The 12,617-nt window shown below is 73.0% G+C and carries 11 protein-coding genes; 6 read left to right on the plus strand and 5 right to left on the minus strand.

The window, feature by feature from the left end; genetic code table 11:
* Positions 1-49: 49 nt before the first annotated feature.
* Genes ACFYZF_RS26895 through kdpF form a run of 4 tightly spaced genes read right to left on the minus strand, consistent with a single transcriptional unit; the run spans position 50 to position 4,906 of the window.
* The gene (locus ACFYZF_RS26895) at positions 50-931 is read right to left on the minus strand and encodes a potassium-transporting ATPase subunit C (protein ID WP_387025357.1); all 882 of its coding nucleotides are present in this window, start codon (positions 929-931) and stop codon (positions 50-52) included.
* Positions 931-3,141, minus strand: a complete 2,211-nt coding sequence (kdpB, locus tag ACFYZF_RS26900; protein ID WP_387025359.1) for a potassium-transporting ATPase subunit KdpB — start codon at positions 3,139-3,141, stop codon at positions 931-933. The genes ACFYZF_RS26895 and kdpB overlap by 1 nt, the downstream gene beginning before the upstream one ends.
* A gap of 20 nt (positions 3,142-3,161) precedes the next feature.
* Positions 3,162-4,817, minus strand: a complete 1,656-nt coding sequence (kdpA, locus tag ACFYZF_RS26905) for a potassium-transporting ATPase subunit KdpA (protein ID WP_387025362.1) — start codon at positions 4,815-4,817, stop codon at positions 3,162-3,164.
* Positions 4,817-4,906, minus strand: coding sequence for a K(+)-transporting ATPase subunit F (gene kdpF / locus ACFYZF_RS26910; RefSeq protein ID WP_036343797.1), 90 nt, complete (start codon positions 4,904-4,906; stop codon positions 4,817-4,819). The genes kdpA and kdpF overlap by 1 nt, the downstream gene beginning before the upstream one ends.
* A 431-nt stretch (positions 4,907-5,337) precedes the next feature.
* On the opposite strand from kdpF, the gene ACFYZF_RS26915 reads away from it, so the two are divergent.
* From ACFYZF_RS26915 to fmdA, 6 genes are all read left to right on the plus strand, one after another.
* Positions 5,338-6,423, plus strand: coding sequence for an SRPBCC domain-containing protein (locus ACFYZF_RS26915; protein ID WP_387025364.1), 1,086 nt, complete (start codon positions 5,338-5,340; stop codon positions 6,421-6,423).
* A gap of 453 nt (positions 6,424-6,876) precedes the next feature.
* Positions 6,877-8,334, plus strand: coding sequence for a cellulose binding domain-containing protein (locus ACFYZF_RS26920; RefSeq protein WP_387025366.1), 1,458 nt, complete (start codon positions 6,877-6,879; stop codon positions 8,332-8,334).
* A gap of 309 nt (positions 8,335-8,643) precedes the next feature.
* Entirely contained in the window at positions 8,644-9,075 is a 432-nt protein-coding gene (locus ACFYZF_RS26925) for a DUF305 domain-containing protein (RefSeq protein WP_387025368.1), read from the plus strand.
* Positions 9,076-9,115: 40 nt separating this feature from the next.
* On the plus strand, positions 9,116-9,496 hold the full coding sequence (locus ACFYZF_RS26930; RefSeq protein ID WP_387025370.1) for a YccF domain-containing protein: 381 nt from the start codon (positions 9,116-9,118) through the stop codon (positions 9,494-9,496).
* A 196-nt stretch (positions 9,497-9,692) separates the two neighbouring features.
* On the plus strand, positions 9,693-9,971 hold the full coding sequence (locus ACFYZF_RS26935) for an FmdB family zinc ribbon protein (protein ID WP_387025372.1): 279 nt from the start codon (positions 9,693-9,695) through the stop codon (positions 9,969-9,971).
* Between the two features lie 49 nt (positions 9,972-10,020).
* Positions 10,021-11,277 (plus strand): formamidase, encoded by a 1,257-nt coding sequence (gene fmdA, locus ACFYZF_RS26940; protein WP_387025374.1) that lies wholly within the window; start codon positions 10,021-10,023, stop codon positions 11,275-11,277.
* A 78-nt stretch (positions 11,278-11,355) separates the two neighbouring features.
* Here fmdA and ACFYZF_RS26945 read toward each other — a convergent pair whose 3' ends face one another.
* Positions 11,356-12,465: a hypothetical protein gene (locus tag ACFYZF_RS26945; RefSeq protein ID WP_387025375.1), complete on the minus strand. Its 1,110-nt coding sequence runs from the start codon at positions 12,463-12,465 to the stop codon at positions 11,356-11,358.
* Between the last annotated feature and the right edge of the window lie 152 nt (positions 12,466-12,617).

A 12,617-nucleotide genomic window follows, 5' to 3' on the forward strand; every position in this document is an offset into this window, starting at 1 on the left:
GTGGCGGTGACCGCCGGGCGGGCCTGTCGTGGCCCGCCCGGCGATCGGTTCAACGAGCGGCGAACCGCTGGTCGAGGGCGAGGTTCAGTTCCAGCACGTTAACCCCGGGGGCGCCCAGGAAGCCGAGCGCCCGGCCGTTGGTGTGCTCGGCCACCAGCCGCCGGACCGCGGCCGGGTCCGCGCCGCGCTCCCGGGCCACCCGGGCGACCTGGATCTCGGCGTACGCGGGGCTGATGTGCGGGTCGAGGCCGCTGCCGCTGGCGGTGACCGCGTCCGCCGGGACGGCCGGCTCGGCGGGGGCGTCGCCGCGGACCGGGGTGACCACTGCGCCCTCGGCGACGTAGTCCGTGCCGGGCTGGGCCAGCTCGACCGGCACGCCCTGGTAGGTGGCGACGAACGGGGTGGCGGGGGCGGCCTGGTTGACGCTGACCACCCGGGTGACCTGGCCGGTAAGCCCCTCGGCGCGGAACACCGCGAGCACCGCGCCCACCCCGTCGGTGGTGCAGTACGGCCGCCGCCCGTCGACGCCGTCGAGCCGGCCGATCGTCAGGCTGCGGGCGCAGACCTGGGTGAGCAGGCTCTCGGTCGACTCGGCCGGGTCGGCGGCAAGGGTGTCGACGACGCTCTCCGGGCCGAGGTTGGAGGCGGCGGTGGAGGTGGGGTCGTAGCCGTCGCCGGCCGCCGAGGGGCGGGACTGGAAGTAGCGCGGGACGGGGTTGCCGTCGGCGTCGGTGAAGGACTGGCCGATCAGCGCGCTGCCGACAGTCCTTCCCTGCGCGCCGATCAGCGAACCGTCGGCCTTGTGGTTGAGGCCGGGCAGGCGGCCGGCGGCGACCAGGGCCAGCGGGTACGCCAGGCCGAGCAGGACGGTGAACACGAGCAGGGCGCGTAGGGCGGCGAGGTGTTGGGCGAGCCAGGTGGGTAGGCGCATCACGAGATCCCTGGGATGAACTGGATGAGCAGGTCGATGAGCTTGATGCCGACGAACGGCACGATGATGCCGCCGAGGCCGTAGACCAGCAGGTTGCGGCTGAGCAGCTCGGCCGCCGCCGCCGGTCGGTACCGGACGCCGCGCAGGGCCAGCGGGATCAGCGCGATGATCACCAGGGCGTTGAAGATGACCGCCGAGAGGATCGCCGACTCCGGGCTGGCCAGCCGCATGACGTTCAGCGTGTCCAGGCTGGGGTAGATGCCGGCGAACATGGCCGGGATGATGGCGAAGTACTTCGCGATGTCGTTGGCGATCGAGAAGGTCGTCAGGGCGCCCCGGGTGATGAGCAGTTGCTTGCCGATCTCGACGATCTCGATGAGCTTGGTCGGGTCGGAGTCGAGGTCGACCATGTTGCCGGCCTCCTTCGCCGCCGAGGTGCCGGTGTTCATGGCCACCCCGACGTCGGCCTGGGCGAGTGCCGGGGCGTCGTTGGTGCCGTCCCCGGTCATCGCGACCAGCCGGCCGCCCTCCTGCTCGCGCCTGATCAGGGCGAGCTTGTCCTCCGGGGTGGCCTCGGCGAGGAAGTCGTCCACCCCGGCCTCGTCGGCGATCGCCTTCGCGGTCCGCGGGTTGTCGCCGGTGATCATCACGGTGCGGATGCCCATCCGGCGCATCTCGTCGAACCGTTCCCGCATGCCGGCCTTCACGACGTCCTTGAGGTGGATCACGCCGAGGGCCCGCGCCGGCTCACCGTCGACGTGCTCGGCCACCACCAGCGGCGTCCCGCCGATGCCGCTGATCCCGTCGACGACCTGGCCCACCTGCTCGGTGGGGTGGCCGCCGTGCTCGCGGACCCACTTCATCACGGCCGCCGCCGCGCCCTTGCGGACCCGCCGCGCGGGCCCGGTGGCACCGCCGTCGACCGTCGCGTCCGGCGTGAGGTCGACGCCGCTCATCCGGGTCTGGGCGGTGAACGGCACGAACGTGGCGTGCGGTACGAGGCCCGGCTCCCGTTCCCGCAGCCCGAACTCGTTCTTGGCCAGGACCACCACGGACCGGCCCTCGGGGGTCTCGTCGGCGAGGCTGGCCAACTGCGCCGCGTCGGCCAGTTCGGCGGCGGTCACCCCCTCGACCGGCAGGAACTCGGCGGCCTGCCGGTTGCCGAGGGTGATGGTGCCGGTCTTGTCCAGCAGCAGGGTGTTGACGTCGCCGGCGGCCTCGACCGCCCGGCCGCTCATCGCCAGGACGTTGCGCTGGACGAGGCGGTCCATGCCCGCGATGCCGATCGCCGACAGCAGCGCGCCGATGGTGGTGGGGATGAGGCAGACCAGCAGGGACACCAGCACCACGCCGCTGACCCCCGCGTCGGTGAGCGCGCCGGTGTCCGGGGCGGCGGCCTGGTACTGCTTGGAGAAGACGGCGAGGGGCTGCAACGTCACCACGGCGAGCAGGAAGATGACGGTGAGCGCGGCGAGCAGGATGTTCAGCGCGATCTCGTTCGGCGTCTTCTGCCGGTTCGCCCCCTCGACCAGCGCGATCATCCGGTCGATGAAGCTCTCCCCCGGCTTCTGGGTGATCCGCACGACGATCCGGTCGGAGAGCACCCGGGTGCCGCCGGTGACCGCGCTGCGGTCGCCGCCGGACTCCCGGATGACGGGGGCGGACTCGCCGGTGATGGCCGACTCGTCGACGCTGGCGATGCCCTCGACGACGTCGCCGTCGCCGGGGATGATCCCGCCGGCGTGGACCAGCACGACGTCGCCCTGGCGCAGCTCGGGCGCGGGCACCGCCTCGTCGCGGTAGGCGTCGGCGCGGACGCCCGGGGTCCAGCCGACCAGTCGGGTGGCGACGGTGTCCTGCTTGGCCCGGCGCAGGGTGGCGGCCTGCGCCTTGCCCCGGCCCTCGGCGACCGCCTCGGCGAGGTTGGCGAACAGCACCGTCAGCCAGAGCCAGCCGGTGATGGCCCAGGCGAAGACCGACGGGTCGGTCGCCGCGAGGACGGTGGTGAAGGCCGCGCCGATCTCGACGATCAGCATCACCGGGTTGCGCCACAGGGTGCGCGGGTCGAGCTTGCGCAGCGCGTCCGGCAGGGAGGTCAGCAGCTGCCTCGGGTCGAGCAGGCCGCCGCCGATCCGGTCGCCCCGGGTGGCGGGCGTGCCGGGGGTGGCCGGGTCGGCCCCACCGTGCGGCGCCTGCGGGGAAAGGGTCATGTCGTCGTTCCTCATGGTGGTCACAGCCCTTCGGCCAGGGGGCCGAGCGCGAGCGCGGGCAGGTAGGTCAGGGCCACGAGGATCACCGTGACGCCCACGACCATCCCGACGAACAGGGGTCGGTGGGTCGGCAGGGTGCCCTCGGAGGCGGGGGTGGGCGCCTGGCGGGCCAGGGAGCCGGCCAGGGCGAGGACGAAGATGATCGGCAGGAACCGGCCGAGCAGCATGCACAGTCCCAGGGCGGTGTTCCACCACGGGGTGTTCACCGTGATGCCGGCGAACGCGGAGCCGTTGTTGTTGCTCGCCGAGGTGAACGCGTAGATCACCTCGGACAGGCCGTGCGGGCCGGTGTTCAGCGCGGTCACGGCGTTGCCGGTGGCGAAGGCCGCCGCCGTGCCGGTCAGCACCAGCGCCGGGGTGACCAGGAAGTACAGCGAGGCGAACTTGATCTCCCGTGAGCCGATCTTCTTACCCACGTACTCCGGGGTCCGGCCGACCATCAGGCCGGCCACGAAGACCGTGATCACCGCGAGGATCAGCAGGCCGTAGAGACCGGCACCCACGCCGCCCGGAGCGACCTCGCCGAGCATCATGTTGACCAGCGGCATCATCCCGCCGAACGCGGTGTACGAGTCGTGGAACGAGTTCACCGCCCCGGTGGAGGTCAGCGTCGTCGCGGCGGCGAAGGTCGCCGAGTTCGACACGTCGAACCGCACCTCCTTGCCCTCCAGCGCCGCGCCGACCGCCTGCGGCACCGTGCCGTGACCGGTTAGCTCGAAGACGTTGGTCAGGGCGACGCTCGCCACCGCCAGGACCGCCATCACGGCGGCCACGGCGTACCCCTGCCGGTTCTGGCCGACCATCCGGCCGAAGACCCGGGGCAGGCTGAACGGGATCAACAGGATCAGGAAGATCTCCAGCCAGTTCGTCCAGGCCGTCGGGTTCTCGAACGGGTGGGCGCTGTTGGCGTTGTAGAAGCCCCCGCCGTTGGTGCCCAACTCCTTGATCACCTCCTGGCCGGCGACCGGCCCTCCGGTGATCGCCTGTGCCCCACCGGTGAGGGTGGTCACGTCGGTGCCGGCGGACAGGTTCTGCACCACTCCCCCGAGCATCAGCGCGAGCGCCCCGAGCACCGAGACGGGCAGCAGGACCCGCAGCGTGATCCGGGTCAGGTCGACCCAGAAGTTGCCCAGTTCGCCCGTACGGCTGCGGGCGAAACCGCGGACCAGGGCGACCGCGACGGCGATCCCGACGGCGGCGGAGACGAAGTTCTGCACCGCCAGCCCGGCCATCTGCACCAGGTGGCCCATGGTCGACTCGCCGGAGTACCACTGCCAGTTGGTGTTGGTCACGAACGACACCGCCGTGTTCCACGCCCCGTGCGGCACGACCGGGTCGAAGCCGAGGGACAGCCACAGGTGCTGCTGCAGGCGCTGGAACGCGTACAGGAACAGGATCGACACGGCGGAGAACGCCAGCACCGCGCGGGCGTACACACCCCAGGTCTGCCCGGCGGACGGGTCGACCCCGATTAGTCGGTAGACGCCCCGCTCGACGCGGGACTGCCGGGTGCCCGCGACCACCCGGTACAGGTAATCACCGAACGGCTTGTGGACGGCGACCAGCGCCACCACGAGCGAGAGGATGAACAGCACACCGGCTGTTGTCGTGGTCATCAGAAGCGCTCCGGGAACAGCAGGGCGACCACCAGGAACACACCCAGGCCGATCGCCAGCACCAGGCCGACGGCGTTGACGGCGCTCACAGCTTCTCCACGCCCCTCACCACGAGGGTGAGCGCCACGAACAGCGCCACCGTCACCAGCACGAACACCACGTCAGACACGGCTGACTCCTCTTACCCGACTCGGTTGCCGCGACCGACTTCCGGTCGCGCCGGGCAATCACAACGCCTCCGGCGCCGTGCGGACAGGGGCCTTCACGCGACCATGACGGCGACGGGCCGTTTCTTGACGCCGTTTTCACGCGGCCCGACCGCGCCGGTGACCGCCGTCACCGGCGCGGCCCGGACGCGAACGACGAGGCGAGGGGCACACCCCACGCCGGCCCCGCCACGGCGCCCGGCACCTCCGGCAGACCTGGGGAAGCCTGCGGCGACGCCGACGAGCAGCCGCTACTCGGAAAGGCGTGCTGGCACCGGGCCGCCAGGGGCCATCGAGGCCCGTAGAGTCTCGCCGTGATCGAGATCGGCGCGCAGATCGACCTGTCCCACCCCGCCGACCGGGTATGGCACGCGGTGACGGATCCGGGGCTGCTCGCCCGGTGGTTCACCGCAGCCGAGGCGATCACCGGCAGGCCGGGCCGGCTGCTGCTGTACACGGCGGGGCTGCCCGGCTTCGACGCCGCCGTCGACGCGGAGGTGACCGACCGGCGGAAGCCGGAGCTGATCGCCCTGCGCTGTCACGAGGCCGGCCGGCGCACCCTGCTGACCTGCGTGATCACGCCCACGGCCGAGGGCTGCCGGCTGTCGGTCCGGGAGGCCCTCGAGCACGGCGCCTGGCCCGTCGAACAGCGCGTGCACCGCGAGCAGTGCTACCAGCAGGCGCTCACCGGGCGGCTGCCGGCCATCCTCGACTGGCTGGCCTTCCAGCAGGTCGACCTTCGGCGTGACGATTTCGCGGCGACCGCGGTGCTGCCGGTGACCGAGCTGCCCGGCGACGTGCCGACGCCGACCGGCCGCCGCATCGCGCTGTTCGCAGTGCTGAGCGGTGCCGTGCTGGCCGCCGGGCTGACGGCGTGGGCCCTGTTGCCGGCCGAACCACAGCGCCGGGCGGCGCCGGACCCGCTGCCCCTGCCGACCGGTTCGAGCGCCGCGCCCGCCACGAGCGGCCCGTCGCGGGCGACCCGTTCCGCCCGGCCGACCCGGACCGCCCCGAGGAGCAGCGCCGGGCCCAGCCGCACCGTCACGGCCAGGCCGTCGCGTACGCCCACCCCGAGTCCGTCGCCGACGGCGGCGCTGAGCGCCCGGTACGAGACGGTGTCGACCCGTGTCTTCGGCTACACCGGCGAGGTGGTCGTCGACAACCGGGCCGGAGCGGCGGCCCGGGGCTGGACGGTGGTCGTCACCCTGCCCCGGGGCAGCTCGGTGCGGGACGTGAGCGGGGCGGACTGGCGGCAGGACGGGCAGACCGTCGTCTTCACCGGGTCGGCCGTGCCGCCCCGACGGTCGCAGACCATCCGGTTCGAGATCCGCGACGCCGACCCGCTCACCAAGGAGCCGGCGGGCTGCACGGTGGACGACGACCCGTGCGCGGGCCTGTGAGCTTGGGGAACCGGGCCGGCTGCCCGCAGCGGAGCGTCTGCGGACCGCCCGTCGGCCTACGCGATCTCGACGAAGTCCAGGTGAGGCCGCCGTCGGCCCAGGCGCCGAGGGTGGGCAGCGCGTCCGGCCGCCCCGTCCACGGCCCGGTCAGCGAGGCGGCCGTTGCGACCGGCACGTCGCCAAAGCCGTTGTTGGTCGAATAGGCGTGGTAGGTGTTGCCGACCTTGATCACGTCCGGGTCGGGGAAAGTCGCCGCCGATGACGAGCGCCGCGGGCGTGGTAGCTGCGGAGGCCGCCTACGCGGTGATGACGACGGGGCTGGCCACGAGCATGGCGACCAGGCAGGCGAGCACGCGACGCATGACCGAGTATAACCACGTGTACCGATATCGAGGGATTGGCTCGACGTCAGCGGCCGGGCATCCCACCAACCGCATGCATCAACGAAGGGCTATGCCAGTGAAGACCTCCCATCGATGGTTGGCCGCCGGCGCCGCCGGCCTCACCGTCGCCCTCGCGGTCAGCGCCGCCCCCTTCGCCTGGGCCGCCGGGGGCCTGGCGGCCAGCCTCGTCAAGGCCTCGACCTGGCCCGGCGGCTACGGCGCCGACTACGTCCTCACCAACGGCGGTGCCGCCGCCGTGACCACCTGGACAGTCGAGTTCGACCTGCCCACCGGGACCAGCGTCAGCAACTCCTGGAGCTCCGTGCGCACCCAGAGCGGCCAGCACTACCGCTTCACCAACGCCGGCTACAACGGCACCATCGCCCCCGGCGGCAGCGAGAGCTTCGGCTTCAACGTCAGCGGCGCGGGCAACCCCACCAACTGCACGGTCAACGGCGACCCGTGCGCCGGTGGCGGCCCCGCGCCGACCACCACGCCGGCACCCACCACGCCGGCACCCACCACACCGCCGCCGCCCACGACGCCGCCCACGACCGCGCCGCCCGGCACGACGGTGAACGTCTCCACCGCCGCCCAGCTCCAGGCCGCCCTCGCCGCGGCGGCGCCGGGGCAGACGATCCAGCTCGCCGCCGGCACGTACCGGGGCTCCTTCGTCACCACCCGGGCCGGCACGGCCGCGTCCCGGGTCACCCTCACCGGCCCGCGCGGGGCGGTGCTGGTCAACGACGGGCCCGCCGGCACGGGGCCGGGCTGCCCGGCGCCGACCGCCGGCTGGGACTCCGGGTACGGGCTCTGGCTCTTCGACGCCCCGTACTGGAACCTGACCGGCTTCACCGTGGCCGAGTCGAAGAAGGGCATCGTGCTGGACAACTCCCACCACGTGACCATCGACGGGGTGTACGTGCACCACACCGAGGACGAGGCGGTGCACTTCCGCCGTTCCTCCGCGGACGGGATCATCCGCAACTCGGTGATCACCGACACCGGCCTGACGCAGCCCGGCTACGGCGAGGGGGTCTACCTCGGCTCGGCCCAGTCCAACTTCGGCTGCCACGGCAACTCCGGCGGGATGGACCGCTCCGACCGGGTGCAGGTGCTGGACAACCGGATCGGCCCCCGCGTGACGGCCGAACACGTGGACGTCAAGGAGGGCACCGAGGGCGGCGTGATCCGTGGCAACACCTTCGACGGCCAGGGCATCTCCGGCGTGAACTCCGGCGACTCGTGGATCGACGCCAAGGGCAACGGCTACCTCATCGAGGGCAACACCGGCACGTTCCGCGCGCCGGGCACGTTCGCCAACGGCTACGAGACCCACAACCTCCTCACCGGGTACGGCTGCGGCAACGTCTGGCGCGGCAACACCTCCGACCTCGGCGGCGTCGGCCGGTACGCCGTATACGTCTCCTCGACCTCGAAGTGCCCGGGAAACCCCAACGTCGTACACGCCTCGAACACGGTCACGAACGCGGTCAACGGCCTGACCAACATCGCGGTCACCCCGTAGCCGCGTCCAACTCCGTCAGTGCGGGCGGGCGGCAACCCGGCCGTCCGCCCGCGTGCCCCACCAGCCGCTCCAACGGCAATGCCTGGACGACCGCCTACAGCACCACGACCGGACCAGGCGGCACACAGGATCTCGCCGTCTCCGGCAGCGGCCGGTACGTCCGGGTCAGCGCGACCCAGCGGGCCACCCAGTACGGCGTGTCGCGAACCACCAGAGCCACATGGCGTACCCGGTCAACAGCGACCGCCCGTCCACCCACCCGGGTGCCCGTGCCGAAGCTGCGCCAGGTGATCCGGTACCCGGCGAGCGGTGACCTGGCCCGCTTCCGGCGCCGGCTTCACGATGCACGGCGACTTCTTCAACGCCTGGCCCGTGGCGGGAGGCACCGACGAGGGGGTCCGCGAGATGGCCGGGCGGATCGCGGCGGGCCGGCGCGCGGAGTTGGACGACCTGCGGCGGCTGCGCGGCAGGGCCGGGCGTCCGGCGGTCAACGAGCACGAGGGGCACGACCTGCCGGGAATGGTGGTTCCCGCCGATCTCGTCGCGCTGCGCTCCCTACGCGGCCCGGCGTTCGACAGCGCCATCGGGCAGACCCTGCGCGAGCATGTGGAGCAGGGCGCACGGCTCGCCGATGCCAGGCGGACCAACGGCTCCGACGCGCAGACCCGAGGGCTCGCGGAGCGCATGGGCAGGACCCGCGCCACCGCACTCGGCTGGCTCAGGGACACCCGCGAGGGGTAGCGCGACCGCGCCGGTGGCGGGCGGGGGTCATGCTGGAGGGGTGATCCGCTTTCTGCTCAACGTGTTGTGGCTGGTCTTCGGCGGCGGTCTCGTCCTCGCAGTCGGATACGGCATCGCCGCCCTGATCTGCTTCGTCCTGGTCGTCACGATCCCGTTCGGGGTCGCCTCACTGCGCCTGGCCAGCTACTCGCTGTGGCCCTTCGGCCGCACCCTCGTGCCCAAGCCCGGCGCCGGCGCCCCCTCCGGCCTGGCCAACCTCCTCTGGGTGGTGCTGGCCGGCTGGTGGCTGGCGCTGTCCCACGTCCTCGCCGGCGTCGCGCTCTGCGTCACGATCGTCGGAATCCCGTTCGGCATCGCGAACTTCAAGCTCGTACCCGCCGCGTTCTGGCCCCTCGGGCGCGAGGTCGTCGACGCGCCGTAGGGTTCCGCCACCCGGATGTCGCCCGTCGACCCGGGCCCGGTCAGTGGGCGGGGGCGCGAGCCCCCGCCGGCCCTTCGGCTGTCCCCCGTTGGTGGCTTCATGCCATTTGAGGGCGAAAACGGCGGAGGATGGGCATGCGGGCGATTCAGCCGCAGGCCGACCGCCGTCCGCGAGACGCTGCGAGGGGGCGGTGGAGATGGCCACGTACGAGTACCGATGCCCACAGGACGGCAGCTTCGACACCACGCTGCCGATCGGCGCCGCCGGCCCGGCGGCGCGCTGCCCACGGTGCGGGGGCCGGGCCACCCGGGTCTTCTCGGTGCCCCGGCTCAGCCGCACACCGGCACCCCTGCGCCGGGCGATCGACCGGGCGGAGCGCAGCGCGGAGACGCCGGACGTCGTGACGCGCGTCCCGGGCCGGCAACCGGTGCGGCGGTCACCGAACCCGGCCCACGCCCGCCTGCCCCGCTGGTGACCGGCCCACACCGGCCCGTTCCACCAGCCCGACCGAAAGGCAGAACGACATGCCCGAACTACTGTTCCCGCTCGACTCCGCCAGACGGTTCACCGACCAGGAGAAGATCGGCCACAACAGGTGGCACCCGGACATCCCGCCCGTGGCCACCGTCCGGCCCGGCCAGTCGTTCCGCGTCCACTGCCGGGAGTGGTTCGACGGGGCGATCCACAACGACGACTCGGCCGAGGACATCCGGGACGCCCCGCTGACCAGGGTCCACGCCCTCAGCGGCCCCTTCGCGGTGCAGGGCGCCGAACCCGGTGACCTGCTCGTCGTCGACATCCTCGACCTCGGGCCCATCCCGCAGGAGGACTCCGGACCGCTGGCCGGCCAGGGCTGGGGGTACACCGGCGTGTTCGCCACCGGCAACGGCGGCAGTTTCCTCACCGAGCAGTTCCCCGACGCCTACAAGGCCATCTGGGACTTCACCGGTCGGCAGGCCACCTCCCGGCACATCCCCGGGGTCGAGTTCACCGGGATCACGCATCCCGGGCTGATGGGCACCGCCCCGTCCGCGGGGATGCTGGCCACCTGGAACCGGCGCGAGGGAGCGCTGCGGGCCGCCGACCCGGATCGGGTACCGCCCCTGTCCCTGCCACCCGAGCCCCACGACGCGATCCTCGGCACGCTCACCGGCGCCGATTTCGACCGGGTGGCGGCGGAGGCGGCGCGTACCGCCCCGCCCCGGGAGAACGGCGGGAACCAGGACATCAAGAACTTCACCGCGGGCACCCGGGTCTTCTACCCGGTCTACGTGCCCGGCGCGAACCTGTCCGTGGGCGACCTGCACTTCTCCCAGGGCGACGGGGAGATCACCTTCTGCGGCGCCATCGAGATGGGCGGCTTCATCGACCTGCGCGTCGACCTGATCAAGAACGGCATGCAGACGTACGGCGTCGCCGAGAACGCCATCTTCCTGCCGGGGAACACGCCGCCGCAGTTCAGCCAGTGGCTGGCCTTCTCCGGAATCTCCGTCACCCTCGACGGCCAGCAGCGGTACCTCGACTCGCAGTTGGCCTACCAACGCGCGTGCCTGCACGCCATCGACTACCTGACCCGCTTCGGTTACCAGCCCGAGCAGGCGTACCTCCTGCTCGGCGCGGCGCCGATCGAGGGCCGGTTCTCCGGGGTGGTGGACATCCCCAACTCCTGCGCGACGGTCTACCTGCCCACCGAGATCTTCAACTTCGACGTACGCCCGTCCGCCGGCGGCCCGACCAGGATCGACCCTGGCCCGGGCGCCCCGAGGGCCAGCATGTCCTGACCGTGCGGCTGCGGGCCCCGGCCGCGCGCGGCCGGGCGCGGCTCGCGCGTCGAAGGTCCGCTGTGGACCGGAAATGCCTCACTTTCCCTTGTCCCGGCGGCCTGCGCCCCTCGCCCTGGCCATCCCCAGGACGAGCAGGACCAGCGCCGCGACCGCCGCCCCCACGGCCGCAGACATGGCACCGCCGTGGTCGGCACGGTCGGGGGCGTCGGCGCCCCGGGGGGCGGCCGGCGTCGGGTCGGTCCGGGGCCGGGTGGCGGCCGGCGTCGGGGTCAGCGCGTAGCGCAGGATCGTGGGCCGCGTGCCGGGCGGCTGACCCGCGGTCTCGGAGACGGTGAGCAGGGATCGGCCGTCACGGCTGTAGGTGACCGACTCCCCCTGCGGCTCGTCCGGCAGCGGGACGACCCGCGGCGTGCCGGTGGTCAGGGCGGCGACCACGTCGCCGCCGGAGACATCGAACTCGAACGCGTCGGCATAGGTGCGCAGGACCACCCGACGCCCGTCCGGCGCGGTCGCACCGCCGGTGACCACCGCCCGACCGACGAAGGAGAACGGGTTGCGGGTCCTGGTGGACGGCAGCCGCACCTGCCCGACCCGGGTCAGCGGCACCGTCGCGCCCGGTCGCAGCGCCGTGGCCGGGCGGTACAGGCCGGCGCCGCCGCCCTGTTTGGTCACGATCACCGGACGCCCGTCACCGGCGACCAGGAGGGCCTCCGCGTCGTGCGGACCGTCCGGGTACGCCAGGCGGTACAGCACCGGGCGTTTCCCGCCGGGCCGAAGCCGCCACAGGGCGACCGTCCGGCGGGAGCGGTCGTTGTCGCCGACGTCGGCCACCCAGACCGTGCCGTCCGCGCCGACGCCCAGGTCCTCGGTGTCGCGGGGACGCGACGGGTAGCGCACCGTCCGCGCCACCGCGCAGTCGGCGTCAAGGAAGAAGATCCGACGCCGGGCCTCCTCGTCGGCACCGTCGTTGACCACCACGAAACCGTCGCCGGTGGCGGCCATCCCGGAGATCTCGTTCAGCCGGCCGTCGCGGACCTGACACACCGGGGTGCCGGCGGCCGTCGACAGCACGGTGGGCGGGCCCGCCGCCGCCACCGGGGCCACGCCGACGATGACCGCGGTGGCCAGCGCGGCTCCCGCCGTCGCCCGCCGCCACCCGACCGGCCCGCGCAGCCGAATGTCCATCAACCGTCCGCCCGTGTGTCCGTCCACAGTCCAGGGTTCGACCGCGTCCCATGGGCCGGGGACGATCCGCCGGCCCGCCCCGATGCCCTGTTCGGCCGCGACTCTAGTCGATTTCCGGGAGGGGCGTCCCGACTCGGTGGCGGCCCCGGTGA

The organism is Micromonospora sp. NPDC001898 (assembly GCF_042891255.1).
In the GTDB taxonomy this organism is placed as follows: Bacteria; Actinomycetota; Actinomycetes; order Mycobacteriales; family Micromonosporaceae; genus Micromonospora.

Coding starts and splice junctions, on each gene's coding strand:
- kdpB (WP_387025359.1), bottom strand. CDS start 3,141: ATGACCCTTTCCCCGCAGGCGCCGCACGGTGGGGCCGACCCGGCCACC.
- kdpA (WP_387025362.1), bottom strand. CDS start 4,817: ATGACCACGACAACAGCCGGTGTGCTGTTCATCCTCTCGCTCGTGGTG.
- ACFYZF_RS26935 (WP_387025372.1), top strand. CDS start 9,693: ATGGCCACGTACGAGTACCGATGCCCACAGGACGGCAGCTTCGACACC.
- ACFYZF_RS26895 (WP_387025357.1), bottom strand. CDS start 931: ATGCGCCTACCCACCTGGCTCGCCCAACACCTCGCCGCCCTACGCGCC.
- ACFYZF_RS26945 (WP_387025375.1), bottom strand. CDS start 12,465: ATGGACATTCGGCTGCGCGGGCCGGTCGGGTGGCGGCGGGCGACGGCG.
- ACFYZF_RS26920 (WP_387025366.1), top strand. CDS start 6,877: ATGCCAGTGAAGACCTCCCATCGATGGTTGGCCGCCGGCGCCGCCGGC.
- fmdA (WP_387025374.1), top strand. CDS start 10,021: ATGCCCGAACTACTGTTCCCGCTCGACTCCGCCAGACGGTTCACCGAC.